The following is an 18,107-nucleotide window of genomic DNA, read 5'->3' as shown; positions in this document are numbered from 1 at the left end:
CATCATTCCTCGTCCTCGTCCTCGTCAGCCCGCCAGGCAGCTTCGAGTGCATCGAGTACGGAAGGCGGCATTCCCTCGTTCCATCCGTTGGACTCCACGTATCCGCGGATGTCGACGCCGTCTCCGGTGACGGGCTCGAACATCACCGGAGAGATCAGCCATCCCGGATCGTCGTGTGCGCCGAGCGCTTCCGCCGTCCAGTCCTGGCCGGGGTGCTTCGGATTCCCGGTCGGAGTCGAGAGATCGTTCGCAGGGTCGAACGACGCGCCGGCCACCGACACCGTGTCGGAGACGACACGGTCCTGCAGCGCATGCACATTCGCCCATCCCGCGCGATTGACCGACGGGACATCGGCCTCGCTGCGGAACCTCTGGTAGTAGCCGGGCTGGGAGTACCAGAACAGGGCCGCCGCCGTGGCACGATCGAGGTTCGGATGCGTGGTCATCCATGCGATCAGCTCGGACTTGCCGTCGTAGTTCATCGTGAGTGCAGTCACCAGCCACTGGGTCGTGGACGCGCTCTCCAGGAACTCGCGCATCAGACGCAGCTCCAGCTCGTCGAAGTCATCGCTCATAGTTCACCTTCGTATCGACTCCAGGGAACTTGTGACATTTCGATCTCCGAATCTCGACCAAAGGGGATTTTGTATCACTGTATCGATCTGTGTACTGGGGCGATGACATGTCCCTGTGGTGGTGTTCACCGAGTCGACTGGGCTCGGTGAGTGCCGGCTGCGCGGGGAGATGCTGCTGCTCGTAGGTTCGGGTGGGGCGTGCGCGTGGAAACCGATTTTCGGGCTATTTTTGAATGTTGTTGTGTTTCAGTGACTTTAAATGTTCAGTTGGGGTAACCATTTCGATGGCTGTGCATGAAGGAACTTCAGCGAGATTCGAATTGCACTGTGTCAGTGCTGATTGCGAGGTTGGATATTTCCATCTTGTTCGTGAGGAATCGGACAGCCGTCGGAGAAACGTGAGGACGACGACGCCGGTCTGGTTTCGCATCGCCGTGAAGTCAGCTGCCTGAGATGGACCCGTGCAGAGTGAACCCACACAACAGCGGCGAGCTAGCTGCCAGGGCAGGGATGGCGGTAAGGATCGCCGGCGGGCAGCGGAGAACCTTGTAGTGCGCGTGTGATTAGTTCTGGCGCAGCGTAATTGGCAACCTTAGTATGATAGGTTGAGGCTAGAGCGTGTTACGCGCCCAAAGCGGTGGTCGCTCCGTTTGGAATCGCGCACTGCTCTCAACGGCTCATGGAACGCGATCGCCACTGTAGACCGCTCTACACTTCGTCTGTAAGTGCTCTACATGAGCTTCTTTCGGGTGCAGTCCGCAGGCGCAGACCCCGCAGACCCCGCAGACCCCGCAGACCCCGCAGACCCCGCAGCCCTCCTGAGCCCGGACATGCAGGTCTCCGAGTCCTACTGCTCAGGCACCGTCCGCGCCGGCATCTCCGTCTGCGACTCCCTCGAAGAACTCGCCGCCTATCTCGCCGGAAGTGGCGTCCCGTTCGACGCCACCTCGATAGTGGTCGAGCTGGACGGACCGGATTCCGACGACACCGACGAGACAGCCATCTCGGCGCGCGCCTGATCATGCCGACCTCAATTGTCTCGGTCACCCCGATCACCGACAGCTTGCTCGACCTGATCGACTCCGCTTACGACGCACTGGAGGCATGAGAATGGATATCCGCGATTGGGCTGGCGACGCCTGGGCTGAGCTGGACGCAACGCAACAGGCGCGTCTCGTGCGCGCGGCAGAGGCGATCGACGAACGCTATCCGGACCCGGACGATCAGCCGGAGCGGGATGCAGCTCTCTCGACTGCCGTGCAATACATGCTGGGGGAGACAACCGCCCCCGAGGTGCGCGAGCGACTGAATCGCGCCCGTGCCGAACTCACGCAAGCACGTGCAGCGGCCCAACAGATCGCCGTGATGACGGTCGAAGACGGTGGCGCGGAAGCAACGACTGCCCGCGCGGTGGGGGTGGACCGGATGACGATCCTTAACTGGCTCGGCAAAGCGCGCTGATGGGGCGGTGACCCGGACGGTCACAGTAGGTAGGCGATCCTCGACGACACCGATGGCTGGCTGATCTGCCACGAGTGCGGGCACACCTATCTGCATTTGACGCACCTCGCGCAAACCCACGACATGCTCTCGGAGACTTACCGTGCGGCGCACGGGTTGCCGCTCGGTGTTCCGCTCGTCGCCGCGTCGGTGCAGACCCGGACGCGAACGCAGTGGCATGCACACGCTGATCTGCATATGCCGGCGTTGGAGGAGCAGTGGAAGCCCAATACGGCACAGAAAGGGAATCGGCCGAGGAGTCAGTGGACAAGCTGCGACGAGCAGGATTCTCTAACCAATCCCTAAGAGTTCGCTAGCGAGCGCCAAGTTTTCCGCCCATAGATTCGTTGATGTCGAGGCCAGCAGGGCCGCGGCACCGAGCGAGGAGATCACCCATGCGTAATTCCATCATCGACAACCCCGTCCGCCGGCGAGTAGCCATCACCGCAGCCGGAATCGCTGCTGTCGCGGCGATCGCCGTGCCCGGCGTTGCCTGGGCCAGCGGTGGCCTCTCCGAGACCGCACCGGTCGTAATCTCCGCCCCCGCTGTGAATCCGGCCCCGGCCACGCAGTCCGACACCCCGAACAGCGAGTGTGGCCGCGACCTGACCCAGGAAGAGGTCGACGCGCTGGTCGAGAAGGGTGAGATCAGCCTGGCCGACATCACGCCCGCAGCCGCCATCGAACCCGCGGTCGTCGCCAGCGCCGAGGAGATGCGTGCCTACGCCGAGGGGACCGGTACCGGCGAGGCGGCCGTGAGCACGGACGCGCAGAACGGCGGCGTCACACCCGCCGCGCCGGCCTGCTGACACCGCCCGCATCCTGATCGTCGACGACGACACCAAGGTCCTCTCGTCCCTCTGTCCGGGGGTTCCGTCTGTCCGGTTTCGGCATCGAGACCGCGCAGACGGAGCCTCCGCGCTGTGCTCGGTCGGGCGCAACTGAAGCGCCGGGTGTGGGGCTACGACGTCGACACTGACACCAATGTCGTCGACGTGTTCGACACGGACACCGACGTCGTCGACGTGTTCGTCACGTACCTGCATAGAAAACTGGAGGCGACGGGAATGCCGCGAGTGCTGCACACCGTGCGGGGGAGTCGGATTCGTACTGCCGGAGCAGCTATGAGGGTGCGCCGGCGATCACCGTCCCTCCGGACCCGGGTGGCAATGGTGTCGGCACTGGCGGCGGCCGTCGTCATAGCCGCGATCGGTATTGCATGCGCTGTGTTCCTGCGAGTGAACGGATCCGCTCAGCTCGACCGCACACTCGACTCGGTGGTGTTGAGCGTGGCCGCCGAGACGACGATCGCGGAAACCTCGGAGCTCCCGAGCGCGGGGACCCCCGAACCGGCGGTGACCGCACCCGGCGACCACGTCGCCGAATCCGGCACGGTCCGAACGGAAACCCTGGCGGGGACGACCGTGCGCGCCCGCGACGTCCCGGTCAACGGCACAGACGGCACGTACCTCGCCGTCACCGTCCCGGAAGACACACTGTCGCAGGCGATCCGCCGACAACAGTGGCAGGTCGCGGCAGCCGCGGTCGCGGCGATCGCGGTGGCGGCCGGGCTCGGCTGGCTGCTCGCCGGCCGTGCCGTGCGGCCCCTGCAACGGCTTGCTGCCGCCATGCGCACTGTCGGGGACGACCCGTCCAATGTGCTTGCGAACGTTCGGGGCGCCCGCGAGGCGGAGGAACTCTCCGACGCGATCACGGACATGCTCGGACGGATGCAGCAGGCGCGTAACCGAACCCAGGAGGCGCTCCGCTCGGCTCGCGACTTCGCCGCGGTGTCCGCTCACGAGCTGCGCACCCCGCTCACGTCGATGCGCACCGATCTCGAGGTGCTGGCGACGATGCCGCTCTCCGACGAGCAGCGCGCCGAGATCGTGCGTGATGTCCTGCTCACGCAGCGTGAGGTCGAGACGACGCTCACGGACCTCGAGCGTCTGGCGGTCGGTGAACTCTCCGACGTGGCCGACCATGAGGAGGTGGACCTCGTCGACCTTGCGGATCGCTGTGTGCAAGAGTCCGCGCGGCGGCTACCCGACCTGGAGATCGAACTGTGTGGCCCGGACGCGTTGACGGTGCGCGGGATTCCGTCGGGGCTGCGGCTGGTGCTCGACAATGCGATCATCAACGCTGTCCGTCACGGGCACGCCGAGCGGGTACGGATCACCCTCGCCGAGAACGGTGCTCACGGCATCGCCGTCACGGTGGACGATGACGGTATCGGTATCCCCGAGTACGAGCGGGCGGGGATGTTCGTCAGGTTTACTCGGGGCTCGGCCGCGCAGGTCGAGGGCTCCGGACTCGGTCTGGCGTTGATCGCTCAGCAGGCCGCGTTGCACGGCGGCACCGCCGGCCTGTCGGAGAGTCTGCTCGGGGGTACCCGACTGCGGCTTCGGCTGCCTCAACCCCCACACGTTCAGCTGGCTAGAGCGTTGTCGAGATGCAAGAAAGATTGACGGGACACGCCGGGCTACTTTGACGAAACTCGGGTGTGTCCGCCGTGCCCGTCAATCTAGGTGCTGCCGCGGACACGGAAACTTGAGACAAAGGTCGGACACGTTGAGATGTTGAGATAGAAATCGGACATTTCCGGATTGTTGAGACGAACCCGAGAGTTCAAGCGCCCTCGCGGCCACCGCCAGTAACGATGCGCCTGCCCCAGCGGATATACAGACCGTCCGTTTCTTTTGTAGGAGGTAGATCTGAATGAAGCGCTCATTTCTCGTCCGAGCTGGCGCAGTGGCCGTCGGACTCGCGGCGCTCGGCGCGGGCGTAGCGGCGCCGCAGGCGAGTGCGGCGGAGGCGTACGTTCCGCCGCCCGGGTACGAGCTGAACACAAGGTGGTTCAAGCTGCCGTGGGAGCCCAGCAGGTCGTGGGACAACAACTCGAACCTGCTCAGTCCGTTCGGCACTAGCGACATCTACTGCTACACCTACCCGGGGGCCGTGACCGGCCCGCTTCCGTTCGACTGCTTTCAGCTCGATCCATGGCGGCAGACCCATCAGGTGATGCGGGTCCCGTTCTCACAGAACTTGCACACCATCAATCCGGTCCCGACCCCGCCCGGCCTGCTCCCAGGGACGCTTGGATCGTCCTGACACGTGAAGTGTCCAACCGATTACGTTTGGGCACTTCACGGTTCGCCCTGAGCGCCGCGGCCGGAATTCTCTCATCAGCTCCGGGTGTGCGGCGGGGTGCGGGTGTGGATCTCAATGCGGGAAGCAACTGAGATTGAATCGCGTAGCTGTCGGACACTGTGACGCCGACAGCCGCACAGCAACTCGACACCCTTCATTGAGCTGCGGCGCGCGTTAAGACCGATACGGTGTGCTCATGCTCTGGCGTTGGTTCGCAGTCGTGATCGCTGTACTCGCTGTCGCCGGAATCTGGCAGCTGACCACCCCCGACCGACCTGTTGCCGCAATAGTCGACGCCGAGACGCTCGAGTGCGCGCCCCCGTATCCCATCGGCCCACGCCAGGCGAGATCAACGGCGACGGTTCCCGACGATTTCGTACCGGTCGCCGCCGTCACGTGCGACCCCTATGTCAGCGACGCCGTGGCAGCCGATCGAACCGTCAGCTTCTCTGCTCACCGTTGGGAGGGTGATTTCGGTCGGGCGGTGAAACTGCTGAACCGGTCGTCCGCGCACACGACCTGGTTTCCCGGCGGCTGCGGCGACAACTACAGCCTGGCGGTGCTGGACGAATTCTGGTTGGTCGACGATCGAGGCCGAGCAATACGGCCGGGGCATCCCTCCGACTCGTGTGGACTACCCAAACCCGGCGGCCTGGCTGCCATTAAAGAATTGACGTCGGTCAGCAGTACCGAACATCGAACAACGTTGTCCGACGATCAGATCTACGAACGCTCGCATTGTTGGCCGACGTACCGACCTCCCACAGCAGGTACCACGCTGCCGACATCGCTGTCGGCGAGAGGCGGTTTCTGTCGATTCTCCTCCACCGAATTCGTCGGTACATCGTGGACAACGGAAACCGTCGACGGTCTCCCACCTGCACCTGACTGTGACGCAGTGGCCACCGAGGTGGCGTCGAGGATGTACCTGGACGGTGTCACGAATGAGGAACGATTGCTCACCGTCGAACTCGACGGCTGTCGCCGTGTCATCGCTGACGGGTACGCCCCCTTGCAAGCGTCGGACGAACTGTTGGTGTCGTTCCGATAGCGCTGCGCAAATGATCGTTTGACGACACCGTCCCATGTTGATCGCGGCCGCGTGGTGAGCGCGTTTCCCGACGTCAATGCCCACCCAAACCTGCTGATCTTGTACTGCCACAGTGTCCTCCGTTCCCCAACCGGTCACCCGTGGGACGGTCCGCCGGCACACCCATAAACAGCGACGAATTCGCGAACAGATCTCAATCAGCAGCCAGAACGTCCGCGGCGAGCGGGGTGGCTTTCCACGCCAAGCCACCAAAGGCAACCGGTGATTGTCAGCATCGCCCGCCCGCCTACGGGCACCGAAAGCGAGCACCTCGAGCGCCATCCACGTTAAAGGTGGTTGTCGGGGTTCGAGATCGTGGTGGGTGCACCGTTTATGTGGTCTGACCTGCGGTGATGACATGTCCAGGTGGTGGGTGATCGTCGAGTCGGTTGGGTGCCGGCAGTGGGGTGCCGGCTGGGTTCGGGTCGATCGTTCGGTGGGTGCCGGCTGCGGGTGGGGAGCTGCTATTGCTCGGCGATGAGGGTGTGTGGCGGGCTCGGGAAGGCCGATTTTCGAGTGTTTTTGAATGTTGTTGTGTTTCGGTAACTTTGGGTGATCGGTTGGTGGGTAATCAGTTTCGGTTGTTACACATGGAGGCGTTTTGGCGAAGCCTCAATTCTGTTGTGGTGGTCGATGCGGGTGTAGTCGCATCTAGTGAAACGTCGACTGCGCCGGGCGGGTGGCTCGGCGCAGTCGTGGTCTATGAGCCTTTCGGTCGGCACCTCGGTTGATTACCGACTGGTGCGTTCACCGCCGTTCACTGCCAGCACCTGGCCGGTGATCTGCCGGGCACCTGATGATGCGAGGAAGAAGACTGCGGCCGCGATGTCTTCCGGTGTTCCCGCACGCTTGGTGCTGGTGGATTCGATCATGGCATCACGCCGCTCGTCGGTGAGGATATCGCGAAAGAATTCGGTGTCCCCGATGTATCCGGGAGACACGATGTTGGCTGTGATTCCTTCGGGGCCGAGTTCGGCAGCCAGATCGATATTCCATGTTGCGACAGCGGCTTTGGCGGCTCCGTATGCGCCCGCACCCTTGTCGACTGTGATCGACCCGATCGTGATTACGACCCAGTTAAGTTGACGATTTCCCCCGCTCACTTTCTGTTCGGAGCTGTACTCCGGTGTGCGGAATTCTTGTGCAGAGCGTGGTGGAGTTCGTCGACGCAGCTCGGCGTCGCGCCGGCGAACCCCTGCCATAGGGGTTCGCCGGTCATCGTTCAACGCACATCCACTTCTACCTGCACGCCGATGCGCTGCAAGTTCCGGGAGCACGTCCACGGCTATACAGTTGTTCGGATGCTGTCACCGGCGGATGTGGATGTTCGTCGAGCAGAAACCACTCCGACTATTGCCGCAACGATGTGAGCTGCGGCGGCGGCTCCGAAAGCCCAGGCATAGCCGTCGATGGTATCGATTCGTGTCGCGGCTACTGCCATCAATACGGCAAACCCTACCGTCGGTCCGAGCTCCATCGCAGTGTTCATCACGCCGCCAGCCAGACCTGACTGGCTCGCCGGCACACCCGCGATGGCCAGGACAGCCCCAGCGGAGAAGACCAGCGACGCACCGGCCGGAAGTAGAATCAAACCTGGTAGTAGACCTACGACAAAGTCTGTGTCCGGGTGCAAGTTTGCGAGCAACGCCAGGCCGGTCGCGCTGATGATCAGGCCAGCTGTCGCAACACGCATGGCACCGAACCGGCCGATCAACGGTCCCGCTGCACGATTCGAAGCGATTAAAGCTGCCGTGTACGGAATGAACGCACCAGCTGTCGCAAGGGTCGTCCACCCACGTTCGTTCTGCAAATACAGTGCAAGCAAGAAGGCAATCAACCCCGATCCAGCAGCTGAAAGCAGGATCCCGACCAGACCGAACAAACGCTGACCTCGCCCGATGAATCCAGCGGGGAGTAGCGGCTGCCTTACTCGGCGCTCGATCACGGTGAACGCGACGAGGAGCGCGAGACCGATCACGAGCGACACGAGAACTCCAGCAGACGTCCAGGAGTTCTCGAGGCTGAGGATGAGACCGTAACTTCCGATCGAGATCCCGAGCGTCGCCAGCACAGCCCCCAAGGGATCGAGTCCGGGAGGGCTGCCGGCGGTGTCGGGTTCGGCAGCCGGGAACAACCGGCGGTGCAGCGCCAACGTCAATGTCGTCACGACAACCGGAATGACGAACATCCAACGCCAGGACACCCACGTGGTAATCGCTCCCGAGACAACGGTTCCCGCAGCGGCGCCGAGTACGGACACCCCGCCCCACGCCGCCATGGCCCGCCCGAAGGCCGCGCCGTCGGTGAATACTGCCCGCAGAATCGCTAACGCAGCCGGGGCGGTCAGTGCTGCACCAATTCCCTGAACGAAACGCGCAACGACCAGAGCCGTGAAGGTCGGGGCGAACGCCCCGGCGAGGGACGCCAACCCGAAGATCGCCAAACCGATCACCAACAACTGTCGCCCACCGAACCGGTCGGTCAATCGCCCACCGAACAGCAACAGGCCGCTGTATGGCAGGCCGTAGGCGGCGTTGACCAAAACAAGGCCGGAGGAATCGAGGCCGAATTCTCGTCCGATCAGCGGAAGTGGGACAGCGATCAGGGTGATCGTGAAGATCAGCGTCGCCTGAACTACTGCGAGGACGGCGAAGGCCCGTCCTGTTCCCGCGGCGGCGCGCACTCTCGCTCGGGGCATAGATTCGCCAGGGGTGATCTGGGGTTGTGAAGACATGAAGACTCTTCCTATCCAAAAGGATTGAGTAAGTGAAGACGTGGCGGTGGCGGCAACTCGGTTCGAGTGCTCAGCGGATGCAGCTTGAATCAGTACTGAATATGAAGAGTCAAGATCATATTCGCGTCCGATGAGGGGAGTGGCACGGATACGAGCATGATTGTGAAGATCAGTGTTGCCTGGACGGTTCCGAGGATGGCAAAGGCAACACACCTGGGCGGAACGTGCGCCCGTCGTGTGTGTTCCCGTCGAGAGGACGGCGACCTGCCGCGACGATGGTGTCGTCGGAGGTAGATGACACTGTGACTGCTCGGTAAGGGGCAGTGGTGCACTGCGGGCTGAGAAGGGGCGAGATCCAGGCTACCCATCACATCTTCGATCGGTGAGATCGGTTGGATTTGGTCTGCTGGAAATGAAGCTGGGGGCCTAGCTAAGGACATTCGCGAAAGAACTTCGCAGAACTACTGGTTCCGCTGAATGCAGAGGTCCAATGTGTCGCCCTCCACGCGGACTTTCGCGGCAAAGCAACGCGGGAGAGGGCAGTGTCGACTATTCGGTCGAAGTGGGGTGGGGTGTCGAGTGTGGTTGTCAGGGTATGTGTTTGGTGATGTCGGCTAGGAGTGTGGCTTTCGGTTTTGCGCCGGTTGTGCGGGTGACTTCTTGTCCGTTGACGATGAGCATGGTGGTGGGGACGCCCATGATTTTGTATGTCATTGCCGCGACGGGGTTTTCGTCGATGTTGAGCTTTTTGACGGTGAAGGTGGTGGTGTTTTCGTCGGCGATTTCTTCGAGGGTGGGTGCGAGCATTCTGCATGGTCCACACCAGGGTGCCCAGAAGTTGACGACGACCGGTATGGGGCTTTCGAGGACGGTTTTCTGGAAGGTGTCGTCGGTGACGGGGGATGTTGGCATGGTTGGTTTCCTTCGATCGTGGTCGTGGTGGTTAGAGGTAGTGGGTGGTGGTTGTGGGGTTTTCGGCGCGGCGTTGGTCGAGTAGTGCGGTGCTGATGGCGAGTTCTGTTGCGGCGGAGAAGACGTCGTGTGTTTCGGGGGTGCGGTCGTTCCGTGCGACGGAGCGTTCGACATCGTCGGCCAGGAGGTAGCCGTTGAGGGCGATGGCTGCGGCGGACCCGGCTCCTGCGGCTGTGATGACTTGGGCTCTGGGGTCTACGACGTTGCCGGCGGCCCAGACACCGGGGATGCTGGTTTGCCCGGTGGGATCGGTGGAGACGAATCCGTTCGGGCCGATGTCGCAGCCGAGTGTGGTCAGCATTTGGTCACGGGGGACGAACCGAGGCCCTACGAATACTGCTGCGCGGGGGACGAGTTGACCGTTGTCGAGTTCGACTGCCCGGAGATGGTCGCGGTCGATGATGAGTCCGCGTACCGGTTCGTCGACGATGGTGACTCCGTGGGCGGTCAACCGGCTTCGTTCGATGGCGGTGAGTTCGATGCCGTTGGGGAAGAACACCACATCGCTCGACCATTGCCTGAGTAGGAACGCCTGGTGGATGGAAAGTTCGCGGATATTTCCGCCGAGGACGCCGATGGCTTCTTCGCGTACTTCGTAAGCGTGGCAGTAGGGGCAGTGCAGGACGTCGATGCCCCAGCGTTCTTGTACTCCAGGGATTTCGGGGAGGATGTCTTGGAGGCCGGTGCTGACGAGCAGGGTGCGGCTGAGCAGTTCGTCGCCGTTGGCGAGTGTGACAGCGAAGCCCGCTTCTTCTCCTCGCCATGTGGCAGCGGTGACGTTGCTGTCGACGATGTTCACCCCGTACCCGAGTGCCTCGCCGCGTCCGGCACGGGCCAAGTCAGCTGGTGGCATTCCGTCGCGTGAGAGGTAGCCGTGCATGTGTGCAGCGGGGCTGTTTCGTGGGCTTTGTCCGTCGATGAGTGTGACGTCGCGGCGGGCGCGGCCGAGGACTTGGGCGGCGGTCAGTCCAGCTGCGCAGCCGCCGATGATGATCGCGTCGAGTACTGCGGTGGTTGATGGTTGGCTCATGAGTCGAGGGTGCATCGTCGGGAGTCGATATGGCAAGAATGTTTGCTGTTTCCGGGAAATGTCGGCACAGTAGTCCTATGACCTACTCTCCACAGATTTCCGCTTCACTCGCGAGAGTTGGACCGCGAATCAAACAAGTAAGAACCGATCGAAGGGTCACGTTAGCGGCGCTCGCCGCAGACACCGGAATCTCAATGAGCACTCTGTCGCGTCTTGAAGCAGGTCAGAGACGTCCCAGCCTCGAGCTCTTACTTCCCATCGCTTTGTCGTTGCAACTTCCTCTGGACGAGCTTGTCGCCGCGCCGCGCATCTCGGATCCTCGGGTAGTCACCGAACCTCGGGTAGTGAGCGGCCGGACGATCCTCCCCTTGACGCTGCAGCGAGGCGGTCTCCAAGCCTACAAACTCACCATTCCGCGTACACAATCCGAACCGGATATGACTGTCCATGAGGGCTATGAATGGTTCTACGTCCTTTCGGGACGGCTCCGGCTGATTCTGGGTGAACAAGACCTCTTGCTCGGACCGGGTGAAGTGGCTGAGTTCGATACGACGGTGCCTCACTGGTTCGGCAGCACGGGACGAGGGGCCGTCGAGGTGCTCAGCCTCTTCGGCCCGACGGGCCAACGAATGCACGTGCGCGCGAAGGCCCTCTAACCTGCTGAGAATAGGTTGGTGACCGCGATAGGGCGTTCGGATGTGAACACAAGTCCTCAGGATGGAGATCGGATGAGGTGGTTGCGGATAGTGTTGCACAAGTTACGAATCCGGGCGATTTCTCGGGGCCGACGGTTGGTGGCGTGATGTTTCCAGCTGCACCGCCGCGAGCGGGCCTTCGCCTTCCACGTCGACTACCCCGGGTCGGTGGTTGGGTCTTCGACCAGACCTCCCATGCGTCAGGAATACTCGTGGCGCGCCCTGACCGCTGGCAAACTCCTGCTTCTGCACAGAATCTCGGCGAACACGATGTGGTCTACGTTCTTTCAGGCTGAAGACGGAACGTGCGATACGCGCGAGTCACTAGGCTTAGGAGATCTCGATAGGTAGCTTCTGGGGGTCTCATAGGAAAGATCACCGCGCCGGCGGGAGGTGTCACTATTGCACTTGTGCTCAAACGGCGGGTTGTCGCGGATCAGTTTCCCGGGAGTGGCTCCGGCCCTCCCTAGGGCGTTCCCCAGCCTGCGCCATAGAGTGTCGGCATGTCGCCGGTTGTCCACAAGATCACTACGCGCAATGCGCGCTTCCAGCAATGGCACGCGATGCTGACGAACCGCAACAAGCGGCAGCGGCTGGGCGCGTTCGTCGTACAAGGGGTGCGGCCCATCACGATTGCACTCGACCAAGGATGGGCCGTCGAGGCCGTCCTCTTCGATGCCGACCGCCGACTATCCGAGTGGGCGCAGAATGTCGTAGCGACGGCCGTAGGCGAGCGTTTCGCCCTCTCTCGTGAGCTGATCGCGGAACTCGGTGAGAAGGAGACCGACGCCCCGGAGCTCATCGCAATAGTGTCCCTTCCCGGCGACGACCCGGGGCGCATCCCTGTCGCGCGAGACTTCCTCGGCGTTGCCTTCGACCGGCCCGCCAGTCCCGGCAACCTCGGCTCCGTCATCCGCTCCGCCGACTCGTTTGGTGCGGCGGGTGTCATCGTCACAGGGCACGCGGCCGACCCATACGACAGTGCTGCCGTGCGGGCAAGTACGGGATCGCTGTTCGCCGTGCCGACCGTACGAGTGTCGTCCCCACGCGACGTCTGGGCGTGGGTCGAGTCTCATCGCGCCGCAGGCGTCCCCATCCAGATAGTCGGAACTGACGAGAACGGTGACGCCGACGTCTACGACGTCGACCTGACGCTGCCGACGCTGCTCGTCGTCGGCAACGAGACGGCCGGCCTGAGCGCCGCGTGGCGCGACGGCGTTGACCGGCTCGTGCGCATTCCCATGACGGGCTCTGCTAGCTCCCTCAATGCCGCCAACGCGGCGTCCGTCGTGCTCTACGAGGCAATGAGGCAGCGCCTCCGCCAGCCACTGAGCGATGTTCCCGGACAGGTTGCGAACGGCGTGCCGTGACGCGACCGGTGAGGACCTCTGGAGGCACGTCTACGGATATGATTTCGGTCCGTATCGAACAGCTACAACAACGGTGAACCTGCGAGAGATCCGAGGCACTGGCCCTCGATGTAGGTGTCAGTTTCAGATGTGGCTGTCAGTTCAGAAGACAACTGAATTTTTCAGAAGTCCGCCGCACGCCATCGCTTCGACCTCGACATCATCGCTGAGTCATTCCCGATCTAACGGCTGAACTAGTCGAGTCAGGGGATCGATCGGGTGTTTCCATCGAAGCTGTCCGCAACGCAACTCTCGTCCTCGCGAAAAAAGCTGACTCCACATAGGGATTATCCAACAGTTCGCCTCCCCGATCGTTAATGGACCACCTCAGATTCGGAGACGCGCTCAAGGTGATTGGATGACGCTGTGAGCCGCGCACAGGAGGAAACCAACCGGCGGATGCTTCGCGCCCGCGACGCGATGGACCGCAGATACGCAGACCCGCTGGACATCCCGACTCTCGCCCGAATCGCGCACGTGTCCGAAGCACATTTCATCCGGACCTTCCGTGCCACATTCGGGGAAACCCCGCATCGCTATCTTCAACGGCGCCGGATCGAGCGGGCGATGTTCCTTCTGCGCGAAACCGATCGGAGCGTCACCGACATCTGCTTCGAAGTCGGCTTCTCGAGCCTCGGAACATTCAGCAGGACGTTCCGGGACATCGTCGAGGAACCCGCCACCGACTACCGCAACCGCAGGCGCAACCACGAGATGCCTGTCCCCACCTGCTTCGTGCGGTCGTGGACACGACCGAGCAGTTTTGGATAAGCACACGAATCCAGGGACTGCTTACAGTGATTGGCATGTACAAAGCAATCACGCAATCACAAATATTCGTCCTCGACCAAGACGAGGCACTCGACTTCTACGTCAACAAGTTGGGCCTCGAGGTGCACACGGATCAGGACCTCGGATTTATGCGTTGGCTGACGGTCAACGTGCCGGGCGATCCGGGCCGACAGATCCTTCTGGAAAAGCCGGGTCCTCCCGCGATGAACGAGGCCATGGCTGCGCAGGTCCGCGACATGGTGACAAAGGGCGCGATGGGCGGGTGGTTGTGCATCAGCACCGATGACGCTCACAAGACCTACGAGACACTCAAGGCCCGGGGCGTCGAGCTCACCGACGAGCCGACCGAGCGACCGTACGGCATCGACTTCGGGATCCGTGACCCGTTCGGCAACGCCATCCGAATCGGGCAGATGAAACTGCCTGCATAGCCCAAACCGTTTGTCGGCCTGTCGAATTCACGACGGGATCCCGCTCGGTCAAGTCAAACACGGTAGTCCGCCCGATCACTCCTCGTGACGGGCGGGCATCAGCCGGCCCGGTGGGAAGTCCCGGAGCAGACCTGCATCGAAACCAATCAGGAATGGATGCCATGAGAACGATCACCCGGTCATTACAAGCCGTGGTCGCCATAGCTCTTTCGGCAGTAGTCATGACAGGATGCACCACTGGTGAGGCGGAGAGCATCGGCACTGCGGAAACCACAAGCTCCGGGCGTCAAGTACCCGATTCCGACAGGGCAAGCGACGACGGCGAGGGCCACTACGCCGCGGTCAACGGCCTCGAGTTGTACTACGAAATCCATGGCACCGGCCGACCTCTCGTCCTGATCCACGGTGGCCTGGACACGATCGACTCCGCGTTCGGGACCCTACTGCCAGACCTCGCGAAGACCAGGCAGGTCATCGCCGTCGAGCTCCAGGCCCACGGGCATACGGCCGACATCGATCGCCCACTGCGATACGAGCTGATGGCCGATGACATCGTCGGCCTCGTCACGCACCTCGGACTCGAAAAAGTCGACGTCCTCGGCTATTCGCTGGGCGGGGGCGTCGCCCAGCAGCTGGGAAGCCGGAATCCGGACCTGGTGAACAAGCTGGTGGTCATCTCAGCCCCCTACAAAAGTGATGGGTGGTATCCCGAGGTCCGGGCCGGAATGGCAGCGATGAACCCGGACGCCATGACCGCGACACCCATGCACGAGATCTACGCCCAGACCGCACCGAAGCCGAGCGAGTGGCCCGTGCTTGTGACCAAGACGAGGGAACTGCTCGCCGAGAACTACGACTGGACGGCTGCCATCGCCTCGATCACGGCACCCACTCTCGTCGTGATCGCCGATTTCGACAGTGTTCGCCTGACCCACGCGGTCGAGTTGTTCGGCCTGCTCGGCGAGGGAAAGGCCGACGGAGCAATGGGCGGCGCCCCGAGCTCCCGACTGGCGGTTGTCCCCGGTTCGTTGCATTACAACATTCTGAGCCGCACTGACTTATTGCTGCCGATCATCTCCCCGTTCCTTGACGAGCCCAATCCGAAGTGACGTCGAGTTCAGGACAATTGCGTGACGCTGAATGGACAGTTGTCGGACAATCTTCGTTCGCCCATTTTGTCTCGGCTTTCGGTGTCAGCCTCACAATCGGCCGATATCTTTAGCTGGCTGCTGTCCTGGGCCTTGAACTGAGCTCTTGCGAATCGCAGGGATGAACCGTGTCGTCGCGGGACTTTTGTTGGCGTTGTCAAGTTGTGTGGGGTGCAGCAGTTTTCGGGTGCAGTAGGGCATTACACAGAGCGGTCGGTCAGGCAGTGACGGTCTGTTCGGTGACCTGATCCCATACCTGGAATCGGATGGCGAGTTCGGTGCAGTGATCGGTGGCGGTCATGCGGTGCCGCGCTGGGCGGAAGTGCGGGGAGATGCGACTGAACGCGGACAGAAACCGTTGCGCTGCAACGACAGTGCGGAAGCCTTTCCTCGCGCGTTCGCGTTGCCGGGCGGGTTGGTGGGAGTTCTCGCACCGATTGTTCAAGTATTTGTTCTGCTGGTGCTCGACCGACGACATCATCCGCCGGTGCGCGACCTGGTAGCTGATGATCTCCCGAGGTAATCAGAACCCTGTGTACGTCGATGACACCACCAGATGATCCCAGATCAGGTCATCTCAACAACGTGACAATGCCCTCAGAACACCAGAACGATCATCTCCTGCCGATTTCCGCTCCTGCCGGAACGGCACGCGGCGCGAGGTGAGCCATCACGGAAAGTGGGCTAGAACCAGTTTTCAACCGTCGTTAACGGTTGCCTGCTCGACCGCACAGGGCTTGCCTTCGGGGCACTGATCCCAGGCCGGCAAATATCGGGTGCTTCAGCCACGAGGATAGGGATAGATTGTTGTGCGTGAACGGACAAGTGATCATCCTGACCGGCCCGCCCGGGGCCGGCAAGTCGACCCTCGCCGCGAAGCTTGCCCGCTGTTACAGCAAGGGCGTTCATCTGCACACGGACGACTTCTGGCACTGCATCGTTTCGGGTGCGATACCTCCGTACGATCCCGCGTCTGATGCGCAGAACCAGACTGTCGTGGATGTGATCGCCGGTGCCGCCTATACCTATGCGCTCGGCGACTTCACCACGGTGATCGACGGGATCATTGGGCCGTGGATGCTCGACCACTTCCGGACCCGAGCAGCGCAGCGCCCGAACCTGGCGGTCCACTCCGTCGTGCTCCGGCCGCAGCGCGACATCACGCTGAAGCGTGCCCAAGCCCGAACCACTCCGTGGGCCTTGATCGATGAGGGGCCGATCCTCACGATGTGGGATCAGTTTTCCGACCTCGGAGAGTTCGATGGCCATGTACTCGACACGTCGGGCGAAGCGGAAGACCATAGTGCCGAACGGGTGACAGAGGCCATTCGCGATGGTCGTTTCCGACTATTTGCCGCGTAGCGGTTGGACCCGCTGGGAAAAGTGTTGTTGCAGAGTACATCTCGCGAGCGTGCGGTGGGCTGCATGCCAGCCACCAAGGGGGAGGTCCGCGATGACCCCGACTGATCCATAGGGCGCCGTTGGGCAAGTCGCGTTGTTGAGATCGCGCGATCCGGGATGTGGTGGTGGTGTCGTCGACGTACAAGGGGTTCCGGTTTCCGCGGGAGATATCTCCCACTGCGTGTGGCTGTATCGCCAACTTGTTGAATGTGGAGCAGGGATCGTGGTCTGCGGCCTTGATGTCCGAGACGGTGGCCGGGTCGCTCGTGTACCACCTGTCGCCCGATGGGGTTGATTTCGAACCGGCCTGCGCGTCTGGCCCATCGTCGACTGCGGGGAGTCGCTTGGAAGAGGCCTGCAAAGCCGAAAGTTGTTGTGCCCTACCCTCTCCCGAAGTCACTCTGAGGCGAGGAATTGTTATGACGCATATAGCTCAGGACTCCAGAAGTCGGTAATGATCGCTGTTGATCCACACAAGGCGTCGTGTACCGCGGCCGCGGTTGATGCCTCGCTGCGGACGTTGGCCACCATCCGTGTGCCGGTCAGCGACGACGGATATCGGTCGCTGCGCCGGTTTGCGCGGAAATGGGCGGATGCGGGCTGGGCGATCGAGGGTGCCACCGGTCTGGGGGCGCCGTTGACGACCCGCCTGAGTGATGACGGTGTGGACGTGGTCGATGTCCCCGCGAAGCTGGCTGCACGGGTGCGGGTGCTCTCGACCGGACCGGTCATGGACGCAAGAGCGACGACGCCGACGCGGTTTCCGTTGGGGTCGCTGTGTTGACCGCGCACGGGCTGAGCACCGCCCGGATCGGTGCCACGGTCACCGCACTCCGCAATTGTCGAACACCGCGAGGACCTGGTCAGGACCCACCCAAACCGTCAATCGGCTCCATGTCATGCTCGCCCACCTGATTCCCGCCGGTGCTCCCCGTGGGCCCCGCGCTGAACAGGCGGCCGAGATGCTGCGCCGGGTCCGTCCCCGCGATCTCGCCGACAAGACTATGCGCGGCCTTGTTGTCGACCTGGTAGCCGAGGTGCTGCAACTGGATCGGCCGATCACCAAGGCCGCAAGCGATATCGAGGAAGTCGTCGTCGAGTCCTGCAGCACTCTGACCGAGAGGAGCGCTATACGCGGTCGATGTGGAGACGATCCTTGCCTGTATGGTTCGTGTTGATC

At 62.4% G+C, this 18,107-nt stretch carries 20 protein-coding genes and 1 pseudogene; 15 read left to right on the top strand and 6 right to left on the bottom strand.

Annotated elements, in window-relative coordinates:
* Window positions 1–2: 2 nt before the first annotated feature.
* Window positions 3–575, bottom strand: a complete 573-nt coding sequence (locus BDB13_RS29145) for a DUF4274 domain-containing protein (protein ID WP_094275516.1) — start codon at window positions 573–575, stop codon at window positions 3–5.
* A gap of 734 nt (window positions 576–1,309) precedes the next feature.
* Between BDB13_RS29145 and BDB13_RS29140 the strand changes: the two genes are divergently transcribed.
* From BDB13_RS29140 to BDB13_RS29110, 7 genes are all read left to right on the top strand, one after another.
* The gene (locus BDB13_RS29140) at window positions 1,310–1,594 is read left to right on the top strand and encodes a hypothetical protein (RefSeq protein ID WP_141210753.1); all 285 of its coding nucleotides are present in this window, start codon (window positions 1,310–1,312) and stop codon (window positions 1,592–1,594) included.
* A 91-nt stretch (window positions 1,595–1,685) separates the two neighbouring features.
* Window positions 1,686–2,036, top strand: coding sequence for a hypothetical protein (locus BDB13_RS29135; RefSeq protein ID WP_094275514.1), 351 nt, complete (start codon window positions 1,686–1,688; stop codon window positions 2,034–2,036).
* A gap of 36 nt (window positions 2,037–2,072) precedes the next feature.
* Window positions 2,073–2,381 (top strand): MucR family transcriptional regulator, encoded by a 309-nt coding sequence (locus BDB13_RS33690; RefSeq protein WP_094275513.1) that lies wholly within the window; start codon window positions 2,073–2,075, stop codon window positions 2,379–2,381.
* Between the two features lie 89 nt (window positions 2,382–2,470).
* On the top strand, window positions 2,471–2,884 hold the full coding sequence (locus BDB13_RS29125) for a hypothetical protein (RefSeq protein WP_094275512.1): 414 nt from the start codon (window positions 2,471–2,473) through the stop codon (window positions 2,882–2,884).
* A gap of 114 nt (window positions 2,885–2,998) precedes the next feature.
* Window positions 2,999–4,543: a sensor histidine kinase gene (locus BDB13_RS29120; RefSeq protein WP_094275511.1), complete on the top strand. Its 1,545-nt coding sequence runs from the start codon at window positions 2,999–3,001 to the stop codon at window positions 4,541–4,543.
* A gap of 250 nt (window positions 4,544–4,793) precedes the next feature.
* Window positions 4,794–5,186 carry a hypothetical protein gene (locus BDB13_RS29115; protein WP_094275510.1) on the top strand — a complete coding sequence of 131 codons (393 nt, stop codon included), beginning with the start codon at window positions 4,794–4,796 and terminating at the stop codon, window positions 5,184–5,186.
* Between the two features lie 235 nt (window positions 5,187–5,421).
* A complete protein-coding gene (locus BDB13_RS29110) occupies window positions 5,422–6,276 on the top strand; it encodes a hypothetical protein (RefSeq protein ID WP_094275509.1) in 855 nt (284 codons plus the stop codon).
* A 770-nt stretch (window positions 6,277–7,046) separates the two neighbouring features.
* On the opposite strand, the gene BDB13_RS29105 is transcribed toward BDB13_RS29110, so the two are convergent.
* The 4 genes from BDB13_RS29105 to BDB13_RS29090 form a co-directional block, all read right to left on the bottom strand.
* Entirely contained in the window at window positions 7,047–7,517 is a 471-nt protein-coding gene (locus BDB13_RS29105) for an SDR family NAD(P)-dependent oxidoreductase (protein WP_254923105.1), read from the bottom strand.
* Window positions 7,518–7,600: 83 nt separating this feature from the next.
* Window positions 7,601–9,049 (bottom strand): MFS transporter, encoded by a 1,449-nt coding sequence (locus BDB13_RS29100; RefSeq protein WP_094275508.1) that lies wholly within the window; start codon window positions 9,047–9,049, stop codon window positions 7,601–7,603.
* 588 nt (window positions 9,050–9,637) lie between these two features.
* Window positions 9,638–9,961, bottom strand: coding sequence for a thioredoxin (trxA, locus tag BDB13_RS29095; RefSeq protein WP_094275507.1), 324 nt, complete (start codon window positions 9,959–9,961; stop codon window positions 9,638–9,640).
* Window positions 9,962–9,992: 31 nt separating this feature from the next.
* Window positions 9,993–11,051 carry an NAD(P)/FAD-dependent oxidoreductase gene (locus BDB13_RS29090; RefSeq protein WP_094275506.1) on the bottom strand — a complete coding sequence of 353 codons (1,059 nt, stop codon included), beginning with the start codon at window positions 11,049–11,051 and terminating at the stop codon, window positions 9,993–9,995.
* Between the two features lie 77 nt (window positions 11,052–11,128).
* On the opposite strand from BDB13_RS29090, the gene BDB13_RS29085 reads away from it, so the two are divergent.
* From BDB13_RS29085 to BDB13_RS29065, 5 genes are all read left to right on the top strand, one after another.
* Window positions 11,129–11,707, top strand: a complete 579-nt coding sequence (locus BDB13_RS29085; RefSeq protein WP_094275505.1) for a helix-turn-helix domain-containing protein — start codon at window positions 11,129–11,131, stop codon at window positions 11,705–11,707.
* A 542-nt stretch (window positions 11,708–12,249) separates the two neighbouring features.
* Window positions 12,250–13,116, top strand: a complete 867-nt coding sequence (locus BDB13_RS29080) for a TrmH family RNA methyltransferase (RefSeq protein WP_094275504.1) — start codon at window positions 12,250–12,252, stop codon at window positions 13,114–13,116.
* 405 nt (window positions 13,117–13,521) lie between these two features.
* Complete coding sequence (locus BDB13_RS29075; protein WP_369597480.1) at window positions 13,522–13,926, top strand: helix-turn-helix domain-containing protein; 405 nt, start codon at window positions 13,522–13,524, stop codon at window positions 13,924–13,926.
* Window positions 13,927–13,961: 35 nt separating this feature from the next.
* A complete protein-coding gene (locus BDB13_RS29070) occupies window positions 13,962–14,378 on the top strand; it encodes a VOC family protein (RefSeq protein ID WP_094275915.1) in 417 nt (138 codons plus the stop codon).
* A 161-nt stretch (window positions 14,379–14,539) separates the two neighbouring features.
* The gene (locus BDB13_RS29065; RefSeq protein ID WP_217902179.1) at window positions 14,540–15,487 is read left to right on the top strand and encodes an alpha/beta fold hydrolase; all 948 of its coding nucleotides are present in this window, start codon (window positions 14,540–14,542) and stop codon (window positions 15,485–15,487) included.
* A 256-nt stretch (window positions 15,488–15,743) separates the two neighbouring features.
* Here the strand turns inward: BDB13_RS29065 and BDB13_RS29060 are convergent.
* Window positions 15,744–16,040 (bottom strand): annotated as a pseudogene (locus tag BDB13_RS29060) (DDE-type integrase/transposase/recombinase); the annotation flags it as partial.
* A 299-nt stretch (window positions 16,041–16,339) separates the two neighbouring features.
* Here BDB13_RS29060 and BDB13_RS29055 point away from each other — a divergent pair.
* The 3 genes from BDB13_RS29055 (at window position 16,340) to BDB13_RS32430 (ending at window position 18,105) form a co-directional block, all read left to right on the top strand.
* Window positions 16,340–16,888 carry an AAA family ATPase gene (locus BDB13_RS29055; RefSeq protein ID WP_094275502.1) on the top strand — a complete coding sequence of 183 codons (549 nt, stop codon included), beginning with the start codon at window positions 16,340–16,342 and terminating at the stop codon, window positions 16,886–16,888.
* Between the two features lie 493 nt (window positions 16,889–17,381).
* Window positions 17,382–17,711, top strand: coding sequence for a hypothetical protein (locus tag BDB13_RS32435; protein WP_176459788.1), 330 nt, complete (start codon window positions 17,382–17,384; stop codon window positions 17,709–17,711).
* A gap of 115 nt (window positions 17,712–17,826) precedes the next feature.
* On the top strand, window positions 17,827–18,105 hold the full coding sequence (locus BDB13_RS32430; RefSeq protein ID WP_176459787.1) for a hypothetical protein: 279 nt from the start codon (window positions 17,827–17,829) through the stop codon (window positions 18,103–18,105).
* The last annotated feature ends 2 nt before the right edge of the window (window positions 18,106–18,107 follow it).

Origin of the sequence: Rhodococcus sp. OK302, from assembly GCF_002245895.1 — a bacterium.
Lineage (GTDB): Bacteria > Actinomycetota > Actinomycetes > Mycobacteriales > Mycobacteriaceae > Rhodococcus_F.
This window is presented reverse-complemented; position numbering and strand designations above follow the sequence as displayed.

Coding starts and splice junctions, on each gene's coding strand:
- BDB13_RS29145 (WP_094275516.1), bottom strand. CDS start 575: ATGAGCGATGACTTCGACGAGCTGGAGCTGCGTCTGATGCGCGAGTTC.
- BDB13_RS29140 (WP_141210753.1), top strand. CDS start 1,310: ATGAGCTTCTTTCGGGTGCAGTCCGCAGGCGCAGACCCCGCAGACCCC.
- BDB13_RS29135 (WP_094275514.1), top strand. CDS start 1,686: ATGGATATCCGCGATTGGGCTGGCGACGCCTGGGCTGAGCTGGACGCA.
- BDB13_RS29125 (WP_094275512.1), top strand. CDS start 2,471: ATGCGTAATTCCATCATCGACAACCCCGTCCGCCGGCGAGTAGCCATC.
- BDB13_RS29115 (WP_094275510.1), top strand. CDS start 4,794: ATGAAGCGCTCATTTCTCGTCCGAGCTGGCGCAGTGGCCGTCGGACTC.
- BDB13_RS29110 (WP_094275509.1), top strand. CDS start 5,422: ATGCTCTGGCGTTGGTTCGCAGTCGTGATCGCTGTACTCGCTGTCGCC.
- BDB13_RS29105 (WP_254923105.1), bottom strand. CDS start 7,517: ATGGCAGGGGTTCGCCGGCGCGACGCCGAGCTGCGTCGACGAACTCCA.
- BDB13_RS29100 (WP_094275508.1), bottom strand. CDS start 9,049: ATGTCTTCACAACCCCAGATCACCCCTGGCGAATCTATGCCCCGAGCG.
- trxA (WP_094275507.1), bottom strand. CDS start 9,961: ATGCCAACATCCCCCGTCACCGACGACACCTTCCAGAAAACCGTCCTC.
- BDB13_RS29090 (WP_094275506.1), bottom strand. CDS start 11,051: ATGAGCCAACCATCAACCACCGCAGTACTCGACGCGATCATCATCGGC.
- BDB13_RS29085 (WP_094275505.1), top strand. CDS start 11,129: ATGACCTACTCTCCACAGATTTCCGCTTCACTCGCGAGAGTTGGACCG.
- BDB13_RS29080 (WP_094275504.1), top strand. CDS start 12,250: ATGTCGCCGGTTGTCCACAAGATCACTACGCGCAATGCGCGCTTCCAG.
- BDB13_RS29070 (WP_094275915.1), top strand. CDS start 13,962: ATGTACAAAGCAATCACGCAATCACAAATATTCGTCCTCGACCAAGAC.
- BDB13_RS29065 (WP_217902179.1), top strand. CDS start 14,540: ATGAGAACGATCACCCGGTCATTACAAGCCGTGGTCGCCATAGCTCTT.
- BDB13_RS32435 (WP_176459788.1), top strand. CDS start 17,382: ATGATCGCTGTTGATCCACACAAGGCGTCGTGTACCGCGGCCGCGGTT.
- BDB13_RS32430 (WP_176459787.1), top strand. CDS start 17,827: ATGCTCGCCCACCTGATTCCCGCCGGTGCTCCCCGTGGGCCCCGCGCT.